Genomic DNA, 26,211 nt, shown 5'->3' on the forward strand with positions numbered 1-26,211 from the left:
CGTCTGATGGTCAAGCGAATGGCATCTTAAGCTTTTGTTTACGAATCACCTCTGAGAAAATATTATTAATTGTTAGTTTAATACTGGCGCTCGTCAAGAATACTAATTAGAGGTTGTTTGAAAATTAATTAGCTGTAATTGTAGGTACTTATTGATCTCCCCTAATTCACGCCAATCGCTCATGGGGGAAACCCCCTTCGCGCTAGCCTCTCACGAATGGGAGAAGACCGCGCTGGCTCCCCTTAAAAAGGGGGGAACCGGAATAAAAGTCCCCCAATTTGTCGGGGAATTTAGGGGGATTTAAAATCTTTTACTACCAACAAGAGGACTTTTAAGACATCCTTTTAGACTTATTGCACAAATACAAAATTTGCCTTTATCTGCCAACCCCTTCTCCCAAAATTGGGAGAAGGGGTTGGCAGAGCCAATTTCAAAGTCTCTCTCCCAAGCTTGGGAGGGGAATTTAGGGTGAGAGCTTTAAGATGCGCTAGTATTACTTTTTTAACTCACAAAACCCTGAAAAACAGATAATTAAAATAAGAGTGGCATTTTTTCTTTTAGGTTTAAGTGAAAACTCTTTGTAATTGCCCAAAAGCCTATTGGAATTGGTAAACACAAAATTTTCTAAAAATCTAGTCACCAATGGAATGAAATTTACAATGTAATAGCTAACAATTTCTATAGAATCGCCTGGGCAATTTGAGTATCCATCTTGGCATTTTTTACTGGTTTTGATAGGCTAGATTAATGAAGGTAATTCACTAAGTACTTATACGAAAAGCTTATAGGAATTCTATTTAATTTTTGAAAAGTAAAAGATGAGCTTACCTAATCCGAGTGAGAATCTCAGTAAACTTACTAGGATAAAGCTCAAGTCCTATATTGTGTACTGATGAATTATGACTAATAACTAAATTAATTAATAATGAAGGAAGTGAGGAGTCACTGGTGAATTATCAGAAAAACCAAAAAGATATAAGTTTAAAAATTAAAGAAGCTAGAAAATTATTTATTTTAAGTTGTGAAATTGTAGTTTTAAATTTTTTGAGTATTTTGCCAGTAACGGCAGCGACTGAAGAACCCGTATTAAGCGTAGTGTATGGGCAAGAAAATGCAAATCAATGGAGAGGGATAAGCGATCGCTTACAGGCAACAGGAGTGAAATATTGTGTAATTTCCCTAAATGATGTCAAGAGTGGAGCAGATTGGGGCGATCGCCGCGTATTATTTTTGCCAAACGTCGAGACATTAACACCAACTCAAGCGATCGCTCTAGAAGACTGGATGAGTAAGGGAGGGCGTTTGATTGCTAGTGGGCCTGTAGGTAGTTTGTCATCGCCAGGAGTGCGGCAATTATTGCGATCGCTCTTGGGAGGTTATTGGGGATTCAGCCTTAGTGACACAGAACAGATTCAAGCTGCAAAAACCAGGATTCCAGAATGGGCAAATCAAACTGGACTATTTGGTAAAGTGCGCGGCGGCGTTGTGATTCCTAATGATATGGGCACTGAATCTGTTGCTGTTTGGAATTCCAAAGATAGTCCGGCCGCAGTCGTGACAACTGAGCGTTCCACCTTTTTGGGCTGGCGCTGGGGAACAGATACAGCCTCCGCAGCCGAGTTGGATAATGCCTGGTTAAAAACTACTATCAATCACTATTTAACAGCACTAGCGCCATCAAATCGCACCAAAAAAATACCAGGAGGTTCCCAAAGCTGCTCTACAACTGTTGCAGCTGCGCCCTCAGCGCCGGGGGGCACAGGGGCAGGGGGGCAGGGGAGCAGAGGGGCAGAGGGGCAGAGGGGTAGTTCATCTCCCTTATCTCCTTCATTGACTCCTCCTAAAACTGCCACTGCTCCCATATCTAGACCTTTGCCTATAGTCAAACCTCCAAGTTCTCAGGAGGCTATTGACCAATTAGAACAAGCGGTGCGTTTGGATGTTGCCCCCAACTCCAACGAGCCGATTGATAACAACCAAGCGATCGCTCTCCAGCAAGAACTAGAAAATCTGATTGGTCGGGTGGAAAGCGCTCATTTAGCGGTGTTAGCTGATGCGGCTAATGTTGGCGAAACAATATCTGAGGGTGAGGGAAAACAGTTTTCTAGGGATTTGAACACCCCCCAGTCTCTCAAAGAACAGCCAATACAATTAGCCTCAACCAAACTGGGGGCACTAGCCATAAGTAAAGACCAAGTGTTAGCACAAGCAAGGCTAATTGCCAAAAATTTACCCCAATTGATTGCTCAAAAAAACTACGCTTTGGCTCGTCAACAGTGGCTGACCGCTAAAACAACTTTGTGGCAGCAGTTTCCTGTCGATCGGAAACTAGCTCAACCAGAAATTCGCGCAGTTTGGTTAGATCGGGGAACGATTGTTCGCGCTGGTAGTAAGGCGGGACTAGCCCAGATTTTTGATCGCCTCGCCCAAGCCGGGATTAATACCGTCTTTTTTGAAACTGTTAACGCTGGCTATACAATTTATCCAAGCCAAGTCGCAAAAGAGCAAAACCCATTAATTCGTGGGTGGAACCCATTGGAAGAAGCGGTGAAATTAGCCCATGAGCGAGACATGGAATTACACGCTTGGGTGTGGACTTTTGCTGCTGGCAACCAACGTCATAATGAAATTCTCAACCTTAATCCTAATTATCCAGGGCCAGTACTGGCGGCTCATCCCGATTGGGCAAACTACGATAATCTAGGCAACATGATTCCCGTTGGGCAGACTAAGCCATTCTTCGACCCAGCTAACCCCGAAGTGCGGCAATACTTGCTCAAGCTGTATGAGGAAATTGTCACTAAATATAAGGTGGATGGTTTACAGCTAGACTACATTCGCTACCCTTTCCAAGATCCATCAGCAGGTCGAACTTATGGCTATGGGAAAGCTGCAAGAGCGCAATTTCAGAAACTTACTGGTGTCGATCCAGTGAATATTTCTCCTAGCCAAGCAGATTTGTGGCAAAAATGGACAAAATTTCGCACCGAGCAAGTTGATAGCTTTGTCGCCCAAGTATCACAGCAGTTACGACAAAAGCAACCGAATTTAATTTTGTCGGTTGCAGTATTTCCTTTGCCAGAACTAGAACGGATTCAGAAAATTCAACAAAATTGGGAAACTTGGGCAAGGCGGGGGGATGTAGATTTAATTGTTCCCATGACTTATGCTCTTGATACTTCTCGATTTCAACGACTGGCCCAACCCTGGATTGCCTCTAAACAATTAGGAGCTACCTTGTTGGTGCCGGGAATTCGCTTACTTTCTTTGCCAACCATCGGGACATTCGATCAACTCCAGTTGGTAAGGGACTTGCCAGTTAGTGGTTATGCACTATTTGCCGCAGAAAATTTTAGCAACGATCTCCAAAAACTCTTTAATAGCACCCAAGGTAGAATTCAATCTACAACAAGTGAACCGATTCCTCTCCGTCAGCCTTTTCAAACTGCCGCCATTCGTTACACCGCGCTACAACGGGAATGGAAATTTGTTTTCCAAAATGACCAACGACCAAGGCCATCTCAGAAAATTTCAGATTTTAACAATCAGGCAGAAGTTTTACACAGTGCTTTAAATCAGCTTGCCGCTTCTCCTTCTGCTAGTAAGTTACTCGTGGCGAGAGCCTCTCTAACTCGGTTCCAGTCTCAATTTCGGGTATTGATGAGCCAAGAAATTAAGTCGAATTCTTATCAAGTCAAAGTTTGGGAAAATCGGCTCGTAACTATAGAAAGGCTATTACGTTATGGCGAACGGCGGTTGCAGTTACGTCCTTTGTGAAGAGGCAGAGGGGCGGGGAGATAAGGGGACAAGGGGACAAGGGGACAGGGGGACAAAAGAAAACTCTTAACTCAGCACGGGCTAAACCTTAGCTTTCCGCTAACAGCACTCAAAACTGTTTTGCCCAATGCTCAATACCTAACTAGCTGGATATAAGCTAGTTTGTAATTCTTAACACACTTTTTGTAGTGTTTGTATCCCAAAAATTACTAGTTGTTTAGCGTCAAAATATTAGAAAATACTTAGATAAGCAGCTTTAGATAACTATTATTTGATGATAGCTATCGTGAAAATCTATGCAAGCTTTACCTCAGCTCATCAGCCTACAAAGCTTAGAGTTAAGGATTGACTGTTTGCTCCTGAGGGTTGTGTAAAAAACATCACTATAAAAGTAGATGCTATTTCTACAACGAACTACGCTTACGCACTGATGTAGTACGGGGTAAAAGTATCTTGTTCTTTCATCTTCGCAGGTAGTAGGGTACTTCACCAAGCATGATATGGTACTGTTTGTAGCTTTTGAAACTAGCTTGAAAACAGCCAATACTTTTGAAGTTATGCATACATTTGTCATGACATTGAATATGTCAGAATTTTCGGATATAGTCTCAGTGCTATCAGGGTTATGCCAGCATCAGTTAGAACTACTTTTAGTTGTAGATAAGCAACGTAACATTGTCGGTAATATTACTCCTGAAAGCATCTATATCTGTGAAGGACTGGCACAAAAAACAGAGAAAACTAGAGGTAATGCTAGTATTGCTTCTTTGGAGGTAGGACATCAGATTTTTGTTGAGAGACAATTACTCAAGCCCCAATGGTTACTAGTACGCGCTATAGTACGTAAAGCTACGACAGGCAAATACACTCACTTCATTGAAGTTTATGAGGGAGATTTGGACTTTTACCGTAAGTCTAATAGGGTCATGCAGACAAAGAAGCCCAAATATCACATAATCATGACTGAAATGTTGAATGATGTGTTGATTATTAGCCAGTTAGAAGTAGGAAAATTAGAGTATAGACCAACATACTTCAATTTGCTTGAATACAGCCGACAATCGCCAGAACAAATACAGATGAATCTGGGCTATTGGCGCTTGATTTTTTTCACCAGCCAATATAAATTTGTAACCTGCTGCATGGATGAAAAATTGGCACACATCTTGAATAACTTGTTTTCAAATTATATTAAATATTTCTCTGATGATAGCACTTTCCAAGTTGAATTTACTTAACCAAAATAGACAAATCGTATTTGAAATTAAAGATTGGCAAATTTGTATTTTCCAAGAAGACATAGTAGATATTATTAAATCCTTTTATCGCGCTAGCAATGGTGTTAATATACTAGATGCTAGATTAAAAATGGCAATTTTAAAAAATTGTGGAGATATCTACAAAGTTAAAATACTTGAATTATCAAAAACATTTTTTGTAATTAAGTATTGCTGGATGATGTCGGTAAATAATAAAAGATAAAAATGAGGTAATTTATGCCCAAAATATTGATAATAGAAGATGAAGAAGCAGTCCGGGAAAACATTTTAGATTTGCTAGAAGCTGAGGATTTTGAAACTATTGCTGCGGCTAATGGCAGAATCGGGATAAATTTGGCTATCTCCGAAGTTCCTGATTTAATTCTTTGTGATATGATGATGCCAGAAATTGACGGTTATGGCGTGCTTACAGCATTACGTCAAGAACCATCTACGGCAACCATTCCCTTCATCTTTCTCACTGCCAAATCTGCTAAATCTGACTTCCGTCAAGGTATGGATATGGGTGCAGATGACTATATAACTAAGCCATTCACTCGAGCTGAGTTATTAAGTGCCATTATGAACAGGTTGGAAAAACACGCTACTTTAAAAAAGTATTTATCTTCTCAGACTGTAATTCATAACTTGTCTCCAAAAATGCAGTTGTTAGAAATTAGCTTACACCGAGCTATAAAACAACATAATTTTCAAGAATTTGAAATTTATTATCAACCAATAGTCGATATTACATCTGGAAAAATAGTAGGTGCTGAAAGTTTATTGCGCTGGCAAAGTCCAGAGTTAGGAATGATTTATCCAACAGAATTTATTCCGTTAGCAGAATCTACAGGTTTAATTGTTCCAATTGGGAAATGGGTATTAAAAAGGGTATGCCAACAAATTAAAAGCTGGCGTGATGCTGGAATTGATTCATTGATTGTTGCTGTAAATCTGTCCGCAATTGAATTTAATCAGCCAGATTTCATTCAGAATATAGTTAATTTTATATCCGTGAATAATATAGAGCCACATGACCTAGAACTAGAACTCACTGAAAGTATGATTATGCAAGATGTCAATAGTGCGATCGCTACTATGAGCAAATTGCAATCCTTGGGTATAAAAATTGCGATCGATGATTTTGGTACGGGTTACTCTTCTTTGATTTATCTGAAAAACTTACCAATTAATACATTAAAAATAGATCGTTATTTTATCCATAATGTTGCTAATGATTCACAAAAGTCAGCCATCGCTAAGGCATTAGTTCAGATGGCTCACAATCTCAATCTAGATGTAGTGGCTGAAGGTGTAGAGACAGAAGCAGAACTAGGTTTTTTACGCCAACACAAATGTAACTCTATGCAAGGTTTTCTATTTAGTCGTCCCTTACCAGCAGCAGAATTTGAAAATTTTTTGTTCACTAATAAATGTTTGTATGTGTAAATATTGAGCATTGGGCATCGGGAATAGAATCTAGTTACTAGTGCTTTATTTTTGAATTGTTAATAGGTTGACAACTAAGAAAAATCAAACTTTTGACTGGCGACAACTATTAAGCCTCAAGTCTAGAGTAGGAACATTGTGTATAGTGTCTACCACCATGAAAGTCCCTGCGCGTTTTTTGCTGCCAGTTTTTTTAATGATTTTGGCAGCAGCCTGTAATCAGACTCGCGCTAACTCAGATAATCCCACACCTCAAAAATCCGTACCTTCTGCCCAACTGACACAGAATCCTACACAGCCGAAAAATATTGTCCGTACTGAAGTACTTTCACCTGCACCCATCCGAATCAATCTAAAGAATTTACCAGCACCCTTTGCAACCGAAAGCGCCTCGAAGCGGCCTGAGGTTGTGCCTATTCCAGAAAATCCGGTACTGCGCGTACCACCAGGCTTTACAGTCAACGTTTTTGCTGAAGGTTTAGATGCCCCACGCTGGCTAGCTTTAACTCCCAATGGTGATGTTTTAGTGACTGAAACCGGGCAAAATCGCATTCGTTTGTTGCGTGACAGCAATGCTGATGGTGTAGCTGATGTTCGAGAAACCTTTGCTAATAGTGACAACGGACTCAATAGAGCCTTTGGAATGGCTTTTGCAGGTAATTCTTTTTTTCTGGGAAACACAGATGCTGTAGTGCGTTTTCCCTATACGAAAGATCAAAACAAGATTATAGGTAAAGGGGAAAAAATTGCCGATTTGCCCGCTCAAGGTTATAACAACCATTGGACGCGCAATGTCGTTGTCTCGCCCGATCGCAATAAATTATATATTTCAGTTGGATCGGGAACCAATGTAGATGAAGAACCCCTACCACGGGCTTCGATACAGGTGATGAATTTAGATGGTTCCCAGCAGCAAACTTTCGCTTCCGGCTTGCGTAACCCTGTTGGTTTAGACTTTCATCCTGTAACTAAGGAACTTTATACCACTGTTAACGAACGGGATGGGATTGGTGATGATTTGGTGCCAGACTATCTAACACGCGTTAAACAGGGGGCATTTTACGGCTGGCCCTATGCTTATCTAACACCAAACAACCTCGATCCGCGGCAAAAGACGGATAACAAAAGTAAACGTCCTGATTTAGTAGCCCGAACTCAAACGCCAGATGTACTGTTTCAGGCGCACTCCGCAGCATTGGGTTTGCAGTTTTATGATGGTAAAACGTTTCCCAAAAAATACCAGAACGGTGCTTTTGCTGCTTTTCGTGGTTCTTGGAATCGCGATCGCGGCACTGGTTATAAAATTGTATTTGTTCCCTTCGATGCTAAAGGGCGATCGCTTGGCTACTACGAAGATTTTCTCACAGGATTTTTGCTAAATCCTTCTGTACCCAGCACTTGGGGACGGCCTGTAGGTTTACTCGTGTTGCCAGATGGCAGTTTACTACTAACAGAAGAAGCCAACAATCGGATTTATCGGATTCAGTATACGGGGGAGTGAACAATTCACACCTTCAAACATTTAAAAATTTACGGATAGAATCTGTTGCCTAAAGTAAAGTTAGAGCAGTTGTCATCAATAGACTTCTTGGCATTTGTCGGGAAAAGGGAAAAGGTTCTGTATTGTCCCCTTCCCCTTTAACATGAACCCCTTTTCCCCCTCTTGCAAAAAGCACAAATGCCAAGAGGTCTAATAGAGACGTTGTGACTGCATCTCCCTACCCAGGTTTATCTCGTTTACGGTAAATTACTGATAAATACTAATACTTATCTGGTTGAGAAATTAATTATGACTCCCAATGAAAATAATACTCAGTCAAATATCAACGAATTGTCTCCGCATTCAGGTACACGATATTGGGGTGAGGTAGAGGTAATCGAGGAGGGAGAAACCTATAGAATTAGTCGTGTGGAAATCAAGCCCAGGCACGGAATTAAACCACAAATTCATTATCACCGCAATGAACATTGGGTGGTAGTTTCCGGTGTGGCAAAGGTGACTTGTGGCGATGCGGAAATATTATTGAATCGAAACGAATCAACTTATGTCCCCGCAGCAACACTACATAAGGTAGATAATCCTGGGCATATTCCGCTAGTTATTCTGGAAATTCAAAATGGTGAATATTTGGGTGAGGATGATACTGAGCGCCCTTATGACTTAAATTTGGTCAAACCTGTAGCTGAAGGACAGTAAGGGCAGGGGATGAGGGGGAGCAGGGGAGCAGAGGGGCAGAGGAGCAAGGGAGGCAGGGGAAGCAGGGGAGAATAATAATTCCTGACAAATAACCAATGACCAATGACCAATGACCAATGCCCAAATCAAAACCACCCTTCTTGTTCCAAGGTTTCAATTAACTGTAAGCCACGGGGATCGCCCACTCCTAACAGTGAGGCTTTAGCGTCTTCTCGGACTCCCAAATCTTCGTCTTCGGCAAAGGCTTGAATTAGGGCATCGATCGCTGTGGCATAAACTACATTAGAAGGCAATTCGCGGCACAGTTGACCGATTGCCCAAGCACTGTTACTCCGCACTGCTGCCACGGGATCTTGGACTAAGGCTTCGATTAATGGTGGTATTGCGCCTATCACTGCTTCATAACCGACTTCTGCCATTTGTGCTAAGGCGCTAGCAGCCCACAAACGCACTGCGGAAATGTCGTTTCTAAGAGCGTTTGCTAAAGGTGCTAAAGAACGGCGATCGCGACAGTTTCCTAAAGCCCATACTACACCTTTACGTACATAGCCATTCCAATCACTGTTTAGTTGAGCAATTAACGGACTCACTGCTTCTAAACTGGGATTGCGTCCGATGCCATAAGCTGCACTTACTCGGACTAAGGGACAGGTATCAGTTAACAGGCGAATCAAATGGGGGGTAGCACGCGCATCTTCTATATCACAAAAAGCGCGTGCTGCTAACATTCTTTGCTGGGGCTGGGGATTTTCCAGCAAGGCTAGCATCACTTCTGGATCGGGCTTTGCCACAACTGATTCGGCAGTTAGCGGCTCTATTTTATCTAAGGGGCTTTCTAGCTCCTCCTCAATATCGAGTAGGCTTAGATCGTCTTCGTCATACATAATTTGATTTCAATCCCGAAAAGGGATTAACACATAATCCCCCGCGCTAATAAGTTAAAGCTTTATCTTTATATTTATATATATTAGTTGGGTTCTTATACATTTTCCTTTATTCATCGTTGAGTTTTATCCAAACGAGAACCTCTATAACTCAGACGCTACAGTATATTATCGCTATCCTTGAGTTTATTTTTCTGCATTCAGAAATTTTACCATCCAGATGGATTGGGTTTGATAACCTAACTGATTGTAAAGATTCAATGCGGGTTTGTTTGATTGAAATACTTGCAGGCCAATTTGGCGATCGCCTCTTTGAATAGCCCAATTTTCCACATATCGCATCAAGGCTGTACCAATACCCCGCCGCCGATGTTCTAGCACAACGTAGAGGATAAAGATGTGAGCATGACGGTTCCCATGTACTTGATCTATAGCATTGCCCACCCAGAGGCAAGCTATGGGGGGATGGGCATGGGGCATTGGGATTGAATCTTCAATTTTGAATTTTGAATTTTGAATTTTGAATTGATTTCTCCCCTGCTCCCCCTCCTCTTCTACCCACCACAAGGGCGTATCGCTAGAAAAGTATTGCTTAACTGTTTGCTCTAAGTGGGAAAAATCCTCGTTGGGAAAGAGATCCTGGTAAGTTCGCTGCATGAATTTGAGCAGCAGCGATCGCTCCAAAAGGGAGCCACGGCGAATAATATATCCAGGTAATAGTTGCTCAGACACTACTGATATTTACTGATATTTATTGACTTAGCTAGCTCGCGTTATGTGCTGCTGGAGGTAAATCAGTTGGAGTAGGTTGAGAAGTTACCTCTACCTCTTCAATTGGTGCGGGTGCTGCCATATCGGACGGTAAAAAGATCCGGGCGCTGACTGCCACTAGAGCAAAAACAAATACAAGTACAACAAGCAGTGGAGCGATGTATTGACGAAAAATAGCCATATTTTAATTGCAAGAAGCTAGGAACTTTTATGAGAACCTAACTAAAGATTTGTGAAGTATTCTTGATTGATTTTAGCAATTTTCTGTGCATAAGAATTAGGCATTGGGAATGGGGAAAGGGAAAGGGGTAAGGGGAAAGATTAAATTTATTCCTTTTCCCTTTTCCCTTTAACCTTTTCCCCTGCTCCCCCTGCTCCCCCTGCCCCTCTGCCTCCCCTACTCCCCTACTCCCTCTGACGATCGCTTTCCAAGTCATCAAGTACTCTTTCGCAATACCAGTTCTCCGGCATCCCAGGATAAGTTTCCTTTGCCTGTGCAATTAACCGTTCGGCTGCGGCAGTGTCACCAGATAATTTAGCGATTAGCCTGTTTTTGAGATAGCTATCAGATAAACCCTCCTCAACCTGGGTTGGTATCCCTTGATTGATGGTTGATGGAGTTGATGGGCGGGATTGTTCTCTTCGCAATTGCCAAAATAAAACGTAATAAAGCGTACCAAAAATTAAAATTAGGCTGAGTGTTCCAAAAAAAGTTAAGAGGTTAAATGCTAAAAATCCTAGAACTAACTGCGAGAGAACATAGCCAAGTAATAAACCAGTCAGTAAGAGGATGAATGTGCCGACAGCAATAACTACTTGATTCCCCATATATCCTCTTCTTCGTCCTCAAGTCCTGGTCTGGATACTGCCACTGGCTGAGGGTTCCAGGGGGCAAATACTGGCAATAGGAATAGTCCTGGTACAGCGGCGGCGATGGTAATTAAGAAAAATATAGGCCAACCCGTGCTTTGGGCGATCGCGCCTCCAGGGGCCGCCAGAATATCGCGGCTGACAGCCATTAAGCTGGATAACAAAGCATATTGGGTTGCGGAAAACCGCTGGTTACAAAGACTCATCAAAAAGGCAACAAAGGCTGCTGTCCCCAATCCACCACAAAATTGTTCTACGTTGATGGCAAGTACCATAGCTTGGTAGTTTTGACCGATGTATGCTAGAAAAAAGTAAGCTAAATTACTTACTGCTTGTAGAATACCAAAAACCCACAGCGATCTATTGATGCCAATAGCACTCAAAATTGAACCACCTGCTAAAGCGCCAACAATCGTTGCAATTAACCCCATCCCCACTTGAATTGCCCCAATGTCGGTTTTGGTAAAACCAGTTTGCAGCAAAAAAGGCGTGGTCATATTGCTCAACAAAGCATCGCCTAGCTTGTATAGAGTGATGAATGCAAGCATTAAAATAGCTTTGATAATCCCTTGACGCTGAAAAAATTCCTGAAACGGCAAGATAACAGCATCAGCTAGAGAACTTGGAGGACTAATTTCCTGGGGTTCTGGTGCGAACAAGGTGGCAAGAATACCAATTACCATCGTTCCTGCCATAAACAAGTAAACCGATGACCAAGGCAGTTTGTCAGCAAGTATCAAAGCTAAAGCACCTGCGATTAACAGGGCAATTCGATAACCTAAGATAAAAACTGCTGCACCAGCCCCCATTTCTAGTTTTTCCAAAACGTCGGTACGGTAGGCATCAGCAGCGATATCTTGAGTTGCACTGATAAAGGCGATGACTATAGCGTTGATTGCTAGTAGCTGTAATGCTTGTTTGGGTTGTTGAAAAGCCATAACTGCGATCGCTACAATCAAAGCAATCTGCGTCAAAATTAACCAACCCCGTCGTCGTCCCAACACTGGTAATGCGAACCTGTCCAGCAGTGGCGACCACAAAAATTTCAAGGAATAAGGCAAACTCGCGAGGCTAAACCAACCAATAGCGGCTAAATCTACCTTTTCTACGGTCATCCAAGCCTTTAAGGTATTACCGATTAACAATAACGGTAAACCCGATGAAAAACCTAAAAATAATAAAGCCGCCATCTTGCGACTACCGAAAACTCCCAGTAGTGATTTAATTTTCCTCATAGTTTCAAATTTTTGCCTCTTTTGAGGAAATATCAATAAAATCCAACGAGGAAATGCAAAAGTATATCATCTAACTAATACCTATAAAGGTTTGAATTATCAGAGTGGCAGCAGTTCCCTATGTAATCCCGGTCGGGGATTGAAACTCATCATCGCTGCTATGTGATTTCCCGCAAATATGACAAACTACCAAGATTTACTTGGGTTAAATACAAATTCAGGATAACCTTATAGTGTCAGTGTTTTCTTAACTTTCCTGAATTGGATAAACCTGATGCCCCCTGATTTCTACTCTGTGTGCAGCAAGGCATTTTTCCCAACCTTCAAGCGTACCGATGTCACTTTTACTATTGAGTAATCCTAATTGCTGTTCTTGTTGGGTGAGTTTAGCAAATTCTTCGTAGCCTGGGTAGTCGCTGGTGACAAATGTTTCCTTACGGTGCAAAATCGGTGGATTTGCCCTAGTTTCGTAGTCTCGGTGAGTAACGAATAGGGTTTTTAAATCAATACCGATGCTGGCTTTTAACGCCGGGTGGGGATCGGTATCGAATTCTGGGTAAGACAGATAGGATATTTGCGGCTTATCAGTGTGATATTTGATTAATGTAGCTTCATCGACACGCCCAATAGTACGGCTAGCGCAACCTTCACAAATTCGTAGTACGGGATCGAGTGCTGCAAGTGCCGAAACATGGACATAAAGCGCACCGCGGGTGTGCTTACCAATTTTGCTTTTTTCGCAAGCAGTTGGAATTACTCCAGGTTTACCTAAGCTGAAAAGCTTTTGATCGGCTACAAGGCACGCTTCCTCATAGCTACTAAAAAAGGCTTTGATATCGTGCCGCATTTCTGGGGCTAGCTTTTGCCATGCAGGACGTTTATCAAAGTGGGTGAGGGCGAGATAAACTTGGATATCGAGAGAACGACGGTAAGCGATCGCATCCCATTCAGCCTCATCAGTAGCTTGCAAAACTACACCAAAGGCGCGGCGAAAGTTACCAAATTCGCTCAGTAATTCCTGTTCATTTTCTAATTCGCCTTTCACAGGTAGTCTACCGCGCTTGGTAAAAAAAGCCATTAAGGGTTGCAGCTGTTCTTGATAGTCTTCAAACCGCTTGGTGGGGATGCGGACTCGCGGTGTAGAGGTGGTAGAAAAGAAGCGGATAGCCTTGTAGCTTTCTTTTTCTGCATCATCTCGAAAAACAAAGTAAACGCCTAGTGCTATGGGTACTGCATCTACATTTAAAACTTCATCAATATAAGTTTTTAGTTCTTCTTGTTCGTAATATTTCTGAAAAGTATTGCGGCGCGTCACAATGCCATCATTGTAAGCAAGTTGGGTTTTGCTGGGAGCATTAATCAGGATTTGAGCCGCGACAATTAAAACTTTCCCGGTGAGTTCCCAGGCTTGGATCAAGCTTTGACGGCGTTCTTCTGAGTCTTCGATGACGTTGAGGACATAGCCCAAGTTGACCACATCAGCAGTGATACATGGTACATCGGGATAGTAGTAAGGGTCCCAGCCTGCGCTGGTGTAGCCTAAGTTTTTTACTCGCTGAACATCACCACCGTAGCCGCAACCGTAGTCAAAAAAAGTGGTGTCTGGATTCAGAATTGCCCATTCTATTGCCAATCGCACGGGGCGAGATATGTCAGTGCGAGCGATCGCAGCTCTATGACGCTCAATTTCTAGCGTTTCAGGCATAATATTAGTTGTCAGTTAACAGTGAAGAGTTAACAGTCAACTAATATCCTTTCAATTTTTAACCGCCAGTTCAATTAAATCTTCAATTTTCTTGATATTTGGATCGCCTGCTAAGTAACCAATACCGCGATGCAAATGTAAGCGGAATTGGGTCGCAAGGGTTTCTTTGTCGGTGGGATAACCGTCATTGTGACAGCGTTGCTTGAGGGAAAGAAGGAGAATATCGGACATTTCGCCGCCAAAGACGCGCCAAGTCATTTCGACGTTGCTATCCTGGGGAATTGGAACGGGGGAGGGTGCGGTTGCTTCTGCGAGGGAACGACAAAACGCCCAACGGCATAGGATATTCCATTGGTCGATTTTGGTACTGCGTTTAAGTTTGGTAAGTTGGTCTTTGGCTGTTTGAGAAAGCCGAATACGTTCTATTAGTGATTCCATAATTTTGAAATTGCGATCGCTCAATTTTTTAATAATATTTACTACCAAAAATAACCGGGTTGTATGTTAGTTTGGCGGGTGGACGAGTCGTATTTGAGGAGATATTCGCGCGCGATCGCTTCGTTTTCTCGCAGTGTTTCTACTTCTTTTTTGCCAATCTCAGTATCCGTAGATAGCAAAATTACTTGGTGGCTGGCGGATGGAAAGTAACGTTCAACTAAGTTGTTGCGGTGAGAGGAGTCTAGTCTACCTAACGGCGTATCGATTGCTATAGGTAGGCGGTGTCCAGAGACTTTGGCTAAACCCCAAAGGAAGGCGATCGCAAGTAGTTGTTTTTCACCTGCTGATAAACGATGTTTAGGAACAGGTTTACCATTTAAATCATAAAGCAAAAGGCTAAAAGTCTTAGTATCAATGGTGATGCGATGCACCAAGTCTGATTTATGCAAAAGATAAAGGAAACAATTTTTAACTTCTTCCTCTAATTTATTGAGTTTTCGCAGGGTTAATTTTTCCCGAAAAATCTTGAGTGTGTTTTGAACTTTCGCTGCTGAGGTAATAATATGTTCGCTATTTTTATGTTTACTATTTTCTACAGTATAATCACTTAATTCTCTTTTTGACTTAGCAATAATAGTTTCTAATTCAGCTAAACGGCGACGGATTGTTTCGTAATTTGCTTTAGCTTCAACAACTTGATTTTGTGCCGTTTCTAGTGCTTGACGCAGCTTTGTATAATCTTCTGGTGCTGCTGCTGTTTGCACTTGTCTTTCTAGAGTATGAATTTCTTCTTCTTTATTTTTGAGAATATCTAATTTTTCTTTTGCAGAAAGCTTAGAATTTTGTAAGTGATATATCAGATTATCTAGCTGACTTAAACTTTCATCATCAGCTAATAACCAAGGTGCTTCTATCTGGATAGTCTTTGCATATAAATCATCTACATCTTGAACTAGAAATGATTGAATTTTCTCAACTTGCATTGGGGAAATTTCCCCTTGATTTAGCCAAGCGAGTAAGCGCTGATCTCGCTCAATTAACAAATCTTTAGAAATTTGTACCTGTTGATGGCGAAATTCCTTTTCTCCCTGTGCTTGAACCTGATTAAGCAAATTGGGAATTAATGCCAAAGGTAAAACATCAGCCGCCAATTCACACATTGACTGACGTACTTGTTCAATTTCCGCAGTTTTTGTATCTTGTTGTAGTTCTAGTTGATTGCGTTCTGCGGCAATCTTCCCACCTTCAGAAATGAATTTATCAAAGGCTTCTTGCTGCTTTTGTTCTAACTCACCTACCTGACTTTTGAGAGTTTCTAATTTTTCTCCTGTGGTTTGATACTCTTCTTGCTGTTGGGTTAACCTAGTTTCAATTTCCTCTAGGTTTGCTAAATCTTTACTATTACCAACTTCTTTAAGTTTACGGTTAACTAAGATATCTAAATCAACTGCTAAACGATCTGCTAATTCTAAACCTAAAAGTCCGCGAATTGCGTCTAATACAACTGGTGGTGGTGTTTCTTGTTCTGCGAGTTCTTTAACTTGTTCACCATCAAAGAGAAATAAGTTAGAAATGCCTAATGGTAGAAGATTTTCAATATACTCATCCCAAATATTAACTAAAGCATCAGGCCAGGTATCACTGTCACCTAAAATGCCTAATGTATCTTTACCGTCTTTAGGATTTTTTGTCCAACTACGGACAACACGGTATTTTATTGGTTTATCGTTTTCAATGTGTTCAAAAAGTAATTCAATCCGGGTGTCTGCAACTGGATCTATTTTATTGTTAACACATTGATTAAGAAAATCACTATAACTTAAATTTCCACGGGTAGAACATTGGGCACGAGGGCCATAAAGGGCGAGACGAATGGCATCCATAAGGGTAGTTTTTCCACCGCCATTCATACCACCTAATAAGATAATTGGACGCAAGTTTTCTTCATCGGTTTTTGGATTAAGATTGATTATCTGTTTACCACTGTAGGGGCCAAAGTTTTGTAATACGAGTTCAATAAATATCATTAGTTTTTAAGATTAACATGAGTTCGACAGCGATCGCAGAAGCAGAAAGTTTGTGATGAAAGGAATCAGATTAAATTAATTAGATGATTTTGTCTGACGCATTGAGAAAAAATATTGTTTATGAAATATAGATAATACCATCACTAACTGTTAATAAATGCGATTGCATCTGTCTATGTGTTGGTAAGCGTGGCTAGATTTGCACACCTCCAGCTTGAAAAATCTGTTCGGCGGTTAAATTCAATTCTGGGAAAGTAGGCGAGACAATATGGGTATCGCCTTTAAATTGAGTAACTTGGTACTCACCATCAATTAATTCATAAATGGATATAGTAGGCAGTTTAGGATTGCCAATAAACTTTCTAGCACCTATAGCCGCGTAATCTATAATCCAATATTCGGGAATGCCTATAGCTTCATAATCGGCTAACTTTTTGTAGTAATCATCTCGCCAATTAGTACTAACAACTTCAATAACTAATGGAATAGATGCAGCTTGAGATACAGTTGATTCTTTTTTCCATAAAGGCTCATTCACTAAATTTGGTCGATTGATTATTAAGATGTCTGGTGAATAAGCTGATTCACCTTCAAATGGCTTGACTAATACAGTTTTTGGAATGTAATAAGGGAAATTTAGACGCTTGATATCAGCAGATATTTCTAGTGCCAAAAAACCAACAACATCCTCATGATCTCCCACTGGTTGAGCCATTTCAACAATCACGCCATCATGTAATTCGTATCTTCCACCTTCAGGCCGCCAAGCTGCAAAATCTTCAAAAGTTACTAATTTGTGTATGGCTTGAATCATATAACCTCGCTTGTTTTAAGATAATCAAACTTTGTCAAGCGTTCTTTAAGTAGTTTGTTGACTTCCATCTTTTTTTCTTCTATTCTTCTGAATTTCCCTTTTTAAATTTCATACTTGCCCAAGTTACCTGTTCATCGCTTTCATTTTTCACTTCATCTACATCTACTTCATTAATTGCTGCAACATCGCCTAAAGTCATCTGCTTGACTTTTGCAACATCACCTTGACTAACTGCTTCGCTTAATTCGCGTTTCAAACGAGCATTTTTAATCGCATCTTCTGGAGAACGGGAACTCGTATTAAAACATTTTTCTAAGGTTTCGTATATTCCCACGCGACGAGTCTTTTTGCGATACTGGCGTTCTGTGTCTAACAATTTCGCCATGAGTTCCAAGTGCATCGCGTCACCTTCACAGATTTCTTCTAATACTATCCATTCATCACGACCTAGTAAGCTATAGTCAGCACCAGGACGCGGATCTTTAAATTCTTCACCAGTCACTTCTTGATAAATCCGAGGTAAGCTATCATCAAATTCATGTTTTTCTTCTAGCCAAATGCGGCGAATTTCGCTCATTTCTTCTAGAGTAATTAGGGTGATGTCACGCATATTTTCTGGCGCTGTACGACGGGTTTTTGTTTGCGCTTCTAATAATCGTCTTAACCAATGTTCTCGCCAATATTTAGTATAAGGGCCATGAATTGGCTCAATAGAGACTTCACCATCGACATGACGTTCAAAAAGTTGGACTTCTCCCCAGATGCGACGGAAGTCTCTTTTATCACGATCATCTCTATTATCTAATTCATTACGGATATCTAATAGAGGTTGCATCCATTCTTTCTCTTCATCATTTTGAATCATTGCCTCCATTGATTTATCTTTACTAACAATTGTGCAAACCCAACATCCAAATCGAGAATCACCACAGCTAGCTGTAGAAGTATCAACAACTAGAGGACATTCATTATCTGCTGTAGCACCTCGATACATGGAGAATAGGTCTTTGTTGCTATATCCCCAAGGATTTTGCCACTGATTTAGGTAAATCCAAACTTCATCAGTACGCCAATCTTCGATAGGGCTATAAATTAAAGAATTAGGCAAGCTTGCACTATGGTAAAGCAGAGATGTAGGTGAACTTGTATCAGAAACGAGGCGGTCTTTTAGGCTACCTGCTTGATGTTTCTCCATTGAGATAGCACGCTTGATACTTTCAGCCTTACGTGTACCTAAAACAAGAATAACTTCCCCATTTACTCTAACTACATCACGGATAAAGTGGTTAGAAGGATGAATTTTTAAACGGTCTGTACACCAACGGAATTTTCCTCGCGGTGTTGGATAACCTTTACCAATCAAGCTTACCCAGAATGTCTCTTTAATTTCTGGTTGTAATAAATGGGGTTCAATAGGCATTTTCTGTTCTTTAGCAGTAATCCTCATTTTTTCTAAGGAGTTGCGTACCCAAACAGAGACTACAGGGTTTTCTACCAGTGTGTCAGTTGTGATAACATGAATAGTCTTTTTTCGCTTTTCAACTGGTAGTGCTGCGATCGCATTCCAGATAAGCTGTAAAGTGGCAGTACTATCTTTACCACCGGAATATCCTACTACCCAAGGTATCTGGTCTAAACAATACAATTCTTGAATTTCAGTGGTGAGAGCTTGGATGTAGTCCACTAACTCTGCTACAGTACGTGTTTGCTGACCTGTATTTTCTGCTTGTTGTGCTGTAGTCATTTCTCTTTCTCTCTGGAAACACTGGCGTAATATCGGGGTAAATAGGGCGAATAGAATTCGCGTCTACACATAAAAACCAACTGACCTGGGGTGAAAAAATAGTTTTTAAAAACTTTACTACTAATATCCAATTTTTTGGATAATTAAACGACATAATCTTATTCTGTTTTTAAAATTTAACATGAAAGATAGTGCATCTGACCCAACTGCTGACATCGCTAGAGAATACCTGGAACGAGAAAATAAAGAAAAACAGGTACTAGCTTTACTCCTAGAGAAGTTTTTAGGGAGAAAAGATCAGATTCTCGTTCAAAAAACCGAGATGGGTGGTACTGAGGCTTATGTTAGCTCTGTTACATTGGAATGGTTTGCAGGTCGGGTTCATTTCGCCTCTGGCTTACCTCTGTTTCAAAAAAAGTATAATCCTGAAACTGATAATGTCGAAATTGACGCAGATAGTATTGATGAAATTCAGCAACGTCCCCTTGATTGGTCACGTCAAGCACCGCTAGTCCAATATTTAGCGGCTAGAGACAATCATAAGTTTCCGCCGGTGCTGGTGGTGATAAATCAACCGTGGGTGGATAATCCCAAAACTGCTGAGTGGGATAGCGAGGGACGCGCCACCAAGTCTACGACTGATTTTATACCCTTAGATAAAGACGGTAAGGTAGGTCTGCTAAATATTTCTGAGGATGATGTGACTATTTATGCCTTAGATGGACAACATCGACTGATGGGGGTTCAGGGATTGATGGAGTTAATCAAAACTCGTAAACTCCAGCGCTATAAAAAAGATAAAGGTGCTGATGACAGTTTTATTACAGTCAATGATTTGATAGAAAAGTACCAAGTAGACCTTGCTTATTTGCAAAATTTACCCAAGGAAAAAATTGGTATTGAGTTCATCTGTGCGGTAGCGGCTGGGGAAACTCGCACCCAGGCAAGGCGCAGGGTAAGATCGATTTTTGTTCATGTCAACCTGATGGCTGCACCGTTGACTAAAGGGCAACTAACACAGTTGAATGAAGATGATGGTTTTGCGATCGTTGCTAGAAAAATTGCAGTTACACATCCACTATTAGAACAACGACAAGAACGCAATCCCCGCGTCAATTGGAATAGTGCAACAGTGGCTTCCAATTCTACAGTTTTGACGACTTTGCAAGCTCTGCAAGATATGTCTGAGCGATATTTGGCTCAAAAGTTCCCCCACTGGAAACCCTTGGAGAAAGGTCTAATTCCCATGCGTCCAGAGGATGAAGAACTTGAGCAGGGAATTGAGGAATTTAGCAAGCTATTTGATAATTTGGCTAGTCTTTCCAGTTATAAGATTTTAGAACACGAAGATACACCTGCTTTACGGCGGTTCAGCTTTGAGAAAGATGGAGGTGAAGGAAATATGCTTTTCCGTCCGGTTGCTCAAGTTGCATTAGCGCAAGCTTTGGGAATTTTGGTATTTAAAAAAGGTTTTTCTCTGGCAGATATTTTTAAGAAGCTGCGGAAGTTTGACCAGCAAGGCGGCTTTAGTGGTATGGAATATCCCCAATCTCTCTGGTATGGGGTTTTGTATGACCCAAATAAAAAGCGAGTACAAGTTGCTGGACGAGATTTAGCGGCGAAGTTATTGGTTTACATCCTGGGTGGAATTCAGGAACAGATGGAACGTGCTGAACTGCGTAAGGCTTTAGCAGACGCTAGGACTGTGGAAGATAAAACTATAAGTTTTGATGGCAAGCTTGTTGAACCGAAAGCGGTTGGACTTCCACCTCTACTGTAATTATGCTTGAAATATATTTTGGCGATGCCATTGCAGCGCTTCCAGTTCTGGAAAGTGTTGCTCTGTATTTGGTAGAAGTATTGTTTCACCATCAAAATCTTTCATAGGTTTAGCATGGGGAGATACTTCTACCAAATCATTACTAACTATAATTTTGTATTGCTCGTCTACAGCAAACCAACCTCTATCAAATGCCCAATGATGGTTTTTGCAAAAAGCAATTCCATTATGAATTTTATTATCATAAAACTGTGAAAATGGCTTGATGTGTGCGCCATCCACAATATTTTGATTTATTTTTTTAGTTACTTTTAGTCCACAAAAGGCACATCTGTAATCATAAACGTGTACAATTGCTTTCCTAAAAAAAGCATTTCTAATAACTGCTCGTTTCAAACTCCACCTTGGATTAAGCTCTAAATTTTCTGTTTCAATTATTTTTTCTATATCTACCGCGTCATCTTGAAAAGTTTGATTTATTTGTAAAATAGACTCTATATCATTTTCATTATCAGAAAAGAAAGCTACCACAAGTGCATCAATTAGTTCTTTTCTGCAAAATTCATCTTGCAAAAGGTTAAATAATTCACCGTCTAGATATGCGTATTCAACAGCCTCTTTTAGTTTGTTAATAGTTTTTGGCTGTAACCCATTAAATTCAGGCTTAAATTTCAAGTACCAAAAGCCTTCATTTTGCAGATGAAAAAAAGGATAGTGTAAACCACCTTTGTAAGATGGAGAACCGATTACATTCCAATACCTCTCAAATGTTTGAACTAATTCGTCTGAAACCGGAATATCGTTAGTAGTAATAACACCTCGTGCAATTAAATCAATTACAGATAAAAGTAATATTGGTTTATATTGAGCATTACCACGCTTCCGGCTACTACTCACATTTAATTCAGCAAAGCGTTTACAATAATATGCTATATTTTTCATATTTAATAAGTTAAATAAGCAAGCGAAAAAATCAATTTAAGAATTTACTGAGATCAAATTCTTCTTCTAGCTGTTCTTTTGTTTCTTTTTCAGAAATAAGAACTAATAGAAGTCGCTCTGAGTAGTCAACAGAACCGCGCAACTCACTTTGTAAAATTTCCAGTCCTGCGTTAGCATACTCTTCAAATATTTGAGTACGTTTATCTTCATCTTGTTCTTCTCTAGATAAAAGTATGTTGATATCTTTAGTTTCATTGATTCCTAATAATTTAATGATTAGGTCATATCCCAATGAAGCAAAATTTTCTTGTGGAATTGGAGATGGTTCTCTTTTTGTAGTTTCTCCCAAAGGAACGCGCTTTTTATTTTTAACGCCTAATGCTGCTGCAAACACCATAACTTCTACATAAGTCTGAAAAGGCCCAGTTGTGTCTTTTGATGCGACTAGAGATTTCACCAACTCAGCCTTATCTTTAGCAACCCTGATTCTGTTTGCAGCCATTGTTTTAATATCTAACGTGTAGCTATTTTAACCGAAAGTTAAAAGCGATCGCACTTAATATCCACGTTATTTTATACTAGTATGTGGGCGATCGCTTAAACAAACAAATTATCCACTAACATAGTCCATCCTGGCACTGCGGGTTCAGCTTCGGCTACCTCACCACGGTGATACACTTGCGGTTCTTCAGGATTACTAGCGCGATATACTCTGATAACTTCCTCTTTGAGTACATCCACATCCCAAACTACCAAAGTACCAGCTGCAAAATAATCACGGCGTTTACTTTCCATATCTTTCTCAGCCTTATCACCATAATCATTTTCACTTCTCACCTCAGCAGCAAACACAGGCGCACCATTAAGGAACTTGCCACCTGTAGGGTTGCCAGTATAAAATGCAGCATCAGGACTTAAAGAACGACGATTAGGGAGATTGACAATAAAACCGACATTATCTGGCAAAGCGTAACCACTTTTTGTTAGACGTTCATAATCTCGTAAACTTGCATAAATTTCACCACCTGCACGTCCTGGTAAAAATCCAGTTGGAGACATTAGTACCAATTTTCCATTGACAATTTCTGCCTTACAATTGTCAGGTAAGTGGTACAAATCTTCAATAGTTGCTTCAGTTTTAATACTCATAAAACCCCTAATCATGAATCGAGAATAATCCTAATTTAAATAGGAAACTGAACATCCTCATATACCAAAGATATCGGAAAGCGGAAATCAACGCTTGTTAAATGAATCTCATCCCCTGCTTCATAAGGGTGTAACTCCCAGAGTCCTCTATCATTTAATCGAAAACAATCTAAACCAATTTTTTCAGCATCAATGAGGACATATTCTTGCAAAGTTTGAATACGACGATACCGCGTAAATTTTTTACCTCTGTCGTAAGCTTCCGTACTTGGGGACAGAACTTCAACAATCAAACAAGGATATTGGAGAAATTGAATAGCTTGTTTATCCCGTTCATCGCAACTCACCACAACATCAGGATAATGAAAAGGCCCGTTTTCAGATATACCTACTTTCCCATCCGCCATATTCACACGACACCCACTTCCTCGCAGGTGACTTTTTAACGCTGAAGCGAAGTTTAGAGCAATATCATTATGGGGAAGAGTACCCCCAGTCATGGCGAAAACTTCACCATCAATATATTCATATTTAATTTCTTGGCGTTCTTCCCATTCCAGATATTCCTGGGGGGACATATAGTTTCTGTCTGGACTCGCAACCATAACTTTATTCCTCTCTTTTTATCAAATGTAACCAAGAAAAAACCTTTGCGTCTCTGCGTGAGTAATTACCCATTCCGTTCAACTGCGATAATTTCCGTATATTCAAACTCATTGGGACTTTGTTTCACTAAAGGATATCTTTCCCCACCCAGCTTAATATAATCTTGTTCGCAATCTGGCTTAGAAGAATAATACGTCAGCACATATTCTCTACCAATTCTTTCTGTCATTTCCGCTTCAACTTCACCCCGCCACTGAGTTTTAGTTACTAAAACTATCAACTGATTCGCTAATTGGGGAATTGTCTTCGCAATGTGTCGCCGCGAATTCTCATCCAAACTACCGAAGGGTGAATCCATCACAATTGGGAAAGTACTACTATCGGGAATCATCATCATTTTCCGCTTCTCACTCCATTCCCGCACTTTGTCAATAATGCTGGCAATAAAAGATAAACTGAGAATCTGATTCTCGCCGGTAGAAGCTGCAACTGGTGCTTCTACACCTGTAGTATTCTCTACTAATGTCAGTTCATATTTTTCACTAATTTTAGGAATGTATGGAGTTACAGAAATCTCCGTGAATATTTCTTGTACTCGCTTTTCTAGTTGCAGACGAAATTGCTGTTCTTGACGATTTCTAACTTCTGTTAATCGTTCAATTGCATCTTGAGCGGCGTTAATTCGTCGCTGTGCTAAAGTTTGCTTGTCTTCATTGAGTTTTTGCTTGGCGATTTGTTTGTTTAAATTTTCAATCTCAGTTGTGAGTTGAGCAATTTGCTGCTGATTTGCACCTTGCTCTCGATTCAATTCATCAATTTTACTTTCAATTTCATCTAGCCGTTTTTGCAAACTGCTAATTTCTTCATTAGCATCTTTTCGCAACCGTTCTTGAATATTATCTAAGTCGCCTTCAATTTGAGATATGCTTTGCCTTAACTGATTAATCCTATTTTGTTCTCTATCAACTTCTTCCCAAAAACCTATTGCTTGCTTATCAATTTCATCTACTTGAGCGCTCATCCGAATTGCAGTTTCTTCTACTGCTGAGGAACCTGCTTTATTTAACCAAGTACTCACATGAGTATGAGAATGATTCCCCTCATGTAATTCTGCACCACATATACAGCGTTGAGAATTGAGTAAATCACTGACAAATTCCCGCGAAATTCCTGATGTTAACTCGCCGCGCTGCTTCAAATCATTGATAATCCCTCGAAACTGTGCTGTAGTTTCTGACAGTAAAACTGTATAACCCCGCGCAGAGATAACTTTTTTCAGTGCTTCTTTGGTTTTTTTATATTCTTCTTGATTTGCTACTTTCTGCGATTCTAAATTCTGCCATCTTTCTTGCAATTCCTTAGCAGCGCTCAGTTCTCGCAAACGGTTACTTGTCTCTTTTTTAAAAGTTTGTTGATATTCTAACTCTTCTTTAATTTCAGTTTGCCGCTTGGTAATGCGTTCGCGTTCGCGTTCTATCTTTTCTTGCTGTCGCAACAGTTGCTTAGTTTGGGAATCACCAATAGCTTTTAACTCATTTTCTAGAACTTTTTTAGCATCTCCCAAATGTCTGATAGAACGGTTGATGACTTCTACACCCAAAAATATTTTTGTGGCTTCGGCAATTTCAGCTTTTTTATCAGAACGGACTATTTCTTCAATTCGTTCGCCGTCAAAGAAAAAATATTGATGTAAAGTAGCGGGTAAAATTTGATTAATTATATCGTCTGGTTGCTGAGTTGGTATATTCCATTTGCCATCATCTGCACCAACCCACATAGTTAATTGAGTTTTGCCAGCGTCAAAATCACCTTCGTTTTTGTAACCCCGACAGGCGCGTTTAACTCGATAGCGTTTACCTTCATGTTCCCAGCCAATCTCTACCCAACATTCTACAGCTTGACCTTTTTTAGTTTCTGCGATCACACGCTTATTAACTAACTGTTCTATTGATGCAAACGCTGCACTAAATTTTTCATATAATACCCAAGTAAAGGCATTTAGTAAACTGGTTTTTCCAGAGCCATTATTACCATGAACAATCGTTGTGTTTTGAACATCTCCACCAGCCAGGATCATCTCTGGTGTCGTACCATAAAAGGAGCGAAAGTTGCAGAGCTTGATTGAAGTCAGCTTCATCGCACCTCTTCCTTAATAATGTCCAAAATATTATCATTTATATGGCTGTTAATCTTCTTATCTAGCCTGCCTTTTTCCAGCTTCCATACCCGCTCAATAATTTGCCGTACTTCCGGCGGAGCGCTGGTTATTGGCTCCTGCACATCATCGATATTCGCCTCTGGTGACATCTTCAATTTGGAAATATAGATTTTCTATATTTTAACTTTGTCTAGTACTGCATTTACCTCCGTAAAGCCACTGTTAGCGTTATCTTTCATTTTGCCAAAACTATTTTTTCAAATTTATAACTTTCTTTGAAAAAAGGCTTTATTATTGAATTGTCTTCTGTTATTATTAGTATTAGCAATCTAGATCATAATGGGATGCAAGTAAAATTTTTAAAGCAAGTTATATCCCATTATGATCTTACTCATAATTTTATTAT

23 protein-coding genes are annotated in these 26,211 nt (G+C 40.3%); 7 read left to right on the plus strand and 16 right to left on the minus strand.

Features of this window, described 5'->3' with window-relative positions; genetic code table 11:
- The first annotated feature begins 945 nt into the window (after nt 1–945).
- The 6 genes from RM368_RS04995 to RM368_RS05020 all read left to right on the plus strand — a co-directional run bounded on the left by RM368_RS04995 (nt 946) and on the right by RM368_RS05020 (nt 8,682).
- Entirely contained in the window at nt 946–3,777 is a 2,832-nt protein-coding gene (locus RM368_RS04995; RefSeq protein WP_322693140.1) for a family 10 glycosylhydrolase, read from the plus strand.
- 500 nt (nt 3,778–4,277) lie between these two features.
- Complete coding sequence (locus RM368_RS05000; RefSeq protein ID WP_322693030.1) at nt 4,278–5,015, plus strand: hypothetical protein; 738 nt, start codon at nt 4,278–4,280, stop codon at nt 5,013–5,015.
- The gene (locus RM368_RS05005) at nt 5,002–5,259 is read left to right on the plus strand and encodes a hypothetical protein (RefSeq protein ID WP_322693031.1); all 258 of its coding nucleotides are present in this window, start codon (nt 5,002–5,004) and stop codon (nt 5,257–5,259) included. The genes RM368_RS05000 and RM368_RS05005 overlap by 14 nt, the downstream gene beginning before the upstream one ends.
- 14 nt (nt 5,260–5,273) lie before the next feature.
- The gene (locus tag RM368_RS05010; RefSeq protein ID WP_322693032.1) at nt 5,274–6,485 is read left to right on the plus strand and encodes an EAL domain-containing response regulator; all 1,212 of its coding nucleotides are present in this window, start codon (nt 5,274–5,276) and stop codon (nt 6,483–6,485) included.
- A gap of 157 nt (nt 6,486–6,642) precedes the next feature.
- Nucleotides 6,643–7,986, plus strand: a complete 1,344-nt coding sequence (locus RM368_RS05015; RefSeq protein ID WP_322693141.1) for a sorbosone dehydrogenase family protein — start codon at nt 6,643–6,645, stop codon at nt 7,984–7,986.
- 288 nt (nt 7,987–8,274) lie between these two features.
- A complete protein-coding gene (locus tag RM368_RS05020) occupies nt 8,275–8,682 on the plus strand; it encodes a phosphomannose isomerase type II C-terminal cupin domain (RefSeq protein WP_069068995.1) in 408 nt (135 codons plus the stop codon).
- Between the two features lie 125 nt (nt 8,683–8,807).
- On the opposite strand, the gene RM368_RS05025 is transcribed toward RM368_RS05020, so the two are convergent.
- The 10 genes from RM368_RS05025 to dndC all read right to left on the minus strand — a co-directional run bounded on the left by RM368_RS05025 (nt 8,808) and on the right by dndC (nt 19,170).
- Entirely contained in the window at nt 8,808–9,566 is a 759-nt protein-coding gene (locus RM368_RS05025) for a HEAT repeat domain-containing protein (RefSeq protein ID WP_322693033.1), read from the minus strand.
- A gap of 186 nt (nt 9,567–9,752) precedes the next feature.
- Nucleotides 9,753–10,298 (minus strand): GNAT family N-acetyltransferase, encoded by a 546-nt coding sequence (locus RM368_RS05030; protein WP_322693034.1) that lies wholly within the window; start codon nt 10,296–10,298, stop codon nt 9,753–9,755.
- 31 nt (nt 10,299–10,329) lie between these two features.
- Complete coding sequence (locus RM368_RS05035) at nt 10,330–10,518, minus strand: hypothetical protein (RefSeq protein WP_322693035.1); 189 nt, start codon at nt 10,516–10,518, stop codon at nt 10,330–10,332.
- Between the two features lie 224 nt (nt 10,519–10,742).
- Entirely contained in the window at nt 10,743–11,165 is a 423-nt protein-coding gene (locus RM368_RS05040; RefSeq protein ID WP_322685134.1) for an ABC transporter permease, read from the minus strand.
- Nucleotides 11,150–12,442, minus strand: a complete 1,293-nt coding sequence (locus tag RM368_RS05045; protein ID WP_322693036.1) for an AmpG family muropeptide MFS transporter — start codon at nt 12,440–12,442, stop codon at nt 11,150–11,152. Before RM368_RS05045 ends, RM368_RS05040 begins: the two co-directional genes overlap by 16 nt.
- A gap of 247 nt (nt 12,443–12,689) precedes the next feature.
- A complete protein-coding gene (locus tag RM368_RS05050) occupies nt 12,690–14,147 on the minus strand; it encodes a DNA phosphorothioation-associated putative methyltransferase (protein WP_322693037.1) in 1,458 nt (485 codons plus the stop codon).
- Between the two features lie 51 nt (nt 14,148–14,198).
- Complete coding sequence (gene dndE / locus RM368_RS05055) at nt 14,199–14,585, minus strand: DNA sulfur modification protein DndE (protein ID WP_322693038.1); 387 nt, start codon at nt 14,583–14,585, stop codon at nt 14,199–14,201.
- Between the two features lie 41 nt (nt 14,586–14,626).
- Nucleotides 14,627–16,612 carry a DNA sulfur modification protein DndD gene (dndD, locus tag RM368_RS05060; protein ID WP_322693039.1) on the minus strand — a complete coding sequence of 662 codons (1,986 nt, stop codon included), beginning with the start codon at nt 16,610–16,612 and terminating at the stop codon, nt 14,627–14,629.
- A gap of 193 nt (nt 16,613–16,805) precedes the next feature.
- Nucleotides 16,806–17,426 (minus strand): Uma2 family endonuclease, encoded by a 621-nt coding sequence (locus RM368_RS05065; protein WP_322693040.1) that lies wholly within the window; start codon nt 17,424–17,426, stop codon nt 16,806–16,808.
- A gap of 79 nt (nt 17,427–17,505) precedes the next feature.
- A complete protein-coding gene (gene dndC, locus RM368_RS05070; RefSeq protein WP_322693041.1) occupies nt 17,506–19,170 on the minus strand; it encodes a DNA phosphorothioation system sulfurtransferase DndC in 1,665 nt (554 codons plus the stop codon).
- Nucleotides 19,171–19,351: 181 nt separating this feature from the next.
- Here dndC and RM368_RS05075 point away from each other — a divergent pair, with 181 nt between their 5' ends.
- Entirely contained in the window at nt 19,352–20,950 is a 1,599-nt protein-coding gene (locus RM368_RS05075) for a DGQHR domain-containing protein (protein WP_322693042.1), read from the plus strand.
- On the opposite strand, the gene RM368_RS05080 is transcribed toward RM368_RS05075, so the two are convergent.
- The 6 genes from RM368_RS05080 to RM368_RS05105 all read right to left on the minus strand — a co-directional run bounded on the left by RM368_RS05080 (nt 20,951) and on the right by RM368_RS05105 (nt 25,954).
- Nucleotides 20,951–21,892, minus strand: a complete 942-nt coding sequence (locus tag RM368_RS05080) for an HNH endonuclease (protein WP_322693043.1) — start codon at nt 21,890–21,892, stop codon at nt 20,951–20,953.
- Between the two features lie 31 nt (nt 21,893–21,923).
- On the minus strand, nt 21,924–22,394 hold the full coding sequence (locus RM368_RS05085) for a DNA phosphorothioation-associated protein 4 (RefSeq protein WP_322693044.1): 471 nt from the start codon (nt 22,392–22,394) through the stop codon (nt 21,924–21,926).
- Between the two features lie 95 nt (nt 22,395–22,489).
- Nucleotides 22,490–23,041: a Uma2 family endonuclease gene (locus tag RM368_RS05090; RefSeq protein ID WP_322693045.1), complete on the minus strand. Its 552-nt coding sequence runs from the start codon at nt 23,039–23,041 to the stop codon at nt 22,490–22,492.
- A 35-nt stretch (nt 23,042–23,076) separates the two neighbouring features.
- Nucleotides 23,077–23,646, minus strand: coding sequence for a Uma2 family endonuclease (locus tag RM368_RS05095; protein ID WP_322693046.1), 570 nt, complete (start codon nt 23,644–23,646; stop codon nt 23,077–23,079).
- A gap of 65 nt (nt 23,647–23,711) precedes the next feature.
- Nucleotides 23,712–25,784 carry an AAA family ATPase gene (locus RM368_RS05100; protein WP_322693047.1) on the minus strand — a complete coding sequence of 691 codons (2,073 nt, stop codon included), beginning with the start codon at nt 25,782–25,784 and terminating at the stop codon, nt 23,712–23,714.
- Nucleotides 25,781–25,954 (minus strand): hypothetical protein, encoded by a 174-nt coding sequence (locus RM368_RS05105; protein WP_322693048.1) that lies wholly within the window; start codon nt 25,952–25,954, stop codon nt 25,781–25,783. The genes RM368_RS05100 and RM368_RS05105 overlap by 4 nt, the downstream gene beginning before the upstream one ends.
- Nucleotides 25,955–26,211 lie beyond the last annotated feature (257 nt).

It is taken from the genome of Nostoc sp. DedSLP03, from assembly GCF_034530815.1.
GTDB lineage: Bacteria > Cyanobacteriota > Cyanobacteriia > Cyanobacteriales > Nostocaceae > Nostoc.

Bases quoted from the DNA above. Each gene is read 5' to 3' on its own strand.
- RM368_RS05080 (WP_322693043.1), bottom strand. From the start codon at position 21,892: ATGAAAAATATAGCATATTATTGTAAACGCTTTGCTGAATTAAATGTG.
- RM368_RS05015 (WP_322693141.1), top strand. From the start codon at position 6,643: ATGAAAGTCCCTGCGCGTTTTTTGCTGCCAGTTTTTTTAATGATTTTG.
- RM368_RS05010 (WP_322693032.1), top strand. From the start codon at position 5,274: ATGCCCAAAATATTGATAATAGAAGATGAAGAAGCAGTCCGGGAAAAC.
- RM368_RS05065 (WP_322693040.1), bottom strand. From the start codon at position 17,426: ATGATTCAAGCCATACACAAATTAGTAACTTTTGAAGATTTTGCAGCT.
- RM368_RS05040 (WP_322685134.1), bottom strand. From the start codon at position 11,165: ATGGGGAATCAAGTAGTTATTGCTGTCGGCACATTCATCCTCTTACTG.
- RM368_RS05100 (WP_322693047.1), bottom strand. From the start codon at position 25,784: ATGAAGCTGACTTCAATCAAGCTCTGCAACTTTCGCTCCTTTTATGGT.
- dndE (WP_322693038.1), bottom strand. From the start codon at position 14,585: ATGGAATCACTAATAGAACGTATTCGGCTTTCTCAAACAGCCAAAGAC.
- RM368_RS05000 (WP_322693030.1), top strand. From the start codon at position 4,278: ATGGTACTGTTTGTAGCTTTTGAAACTAGCTTGAAAACAGCCAATACT.
- RM368_RS05050 (WP_322693037.1), bottom strand. From the start codon at position 14,147: ATGCCTGAAACGCTAGAAATTGAGCGTCATAGAGCTGCGATCGCTCGC.
- RM368_RS05075 (WP_322693042.1), top strand. From the start codon at position 19,352: ATGAAAGATAGTGCATCTGACCCAACTGCTGACATCGCTAGAGAATAC.
- RM368_RS05085 (WP_322693044.1), bottom strand. From the start codon at position 22,394: ATGGCTGCAAACAGAATCAGGGTTGCTAAAGATAAGGCTGAGTTGGTG.
- RM368_RS05090 (WP_322693045.1), bottom strand. From the start codon at position 23,041: ATGAGTATTAAAACTGAAGCAACTATTGAAGATTTGTACCACTTACCT.
- RM368_RS05095 (WP_322693046.1), bottom strand. From the start codon at position 23,646: ATGGTTGCGAGTCCAGACAGAAACTATATGTCCCCCCAGGAATATCTG.
- RM368_RS05025 (WP_322693033.1), bottom strand. From the start codon at position 9,566: ATGTATGACGAAGACGATCTAAGCCTACTCGATATTGAGGAGGAGCTA.
- dndD (WP_322693039.1), bottom strand. From the start codon at position 16,612: ATGATATTTATTGAACTCGTATTACAAAACTTTGGCCCCTACAGTGGT.
- RM368_RS05105 (WP_322693048.1), bottom strand. From the start codon at position 25,954: ATGTCACCAGAGGCGAATATCGATGATGTGCAGGAGCCAATAACCAGC.
- RM368_RS05020 (WP_069068995.1), top strand. From the start codon at position 8,275: ATGACTCCCAATGAAAATAATACTCAGTCAAATATCAACGAATTGTCT.
- dndC (WP_322693041.1), bottom strand. From the start codon at position 19,170: ATGACTACAGCACAACAAGCAGAAAATACAGGTCAGCAAACACGTACT.
- RM368_RS05045 (WP_322693036.1), bottom strand. From the start codon at position 12,442: ATGAGGAAAATTAAATCACTACTGGGAGTTTTCGGTAGTCGCAAGATG.
- RM368_RS05035 (WP_322693035.1), bottom strand. From the start codon at position 10,518: ATGGCTATTTTTCGTCAATACATCGCTCCACTGCTTGTTGTACTTGTA.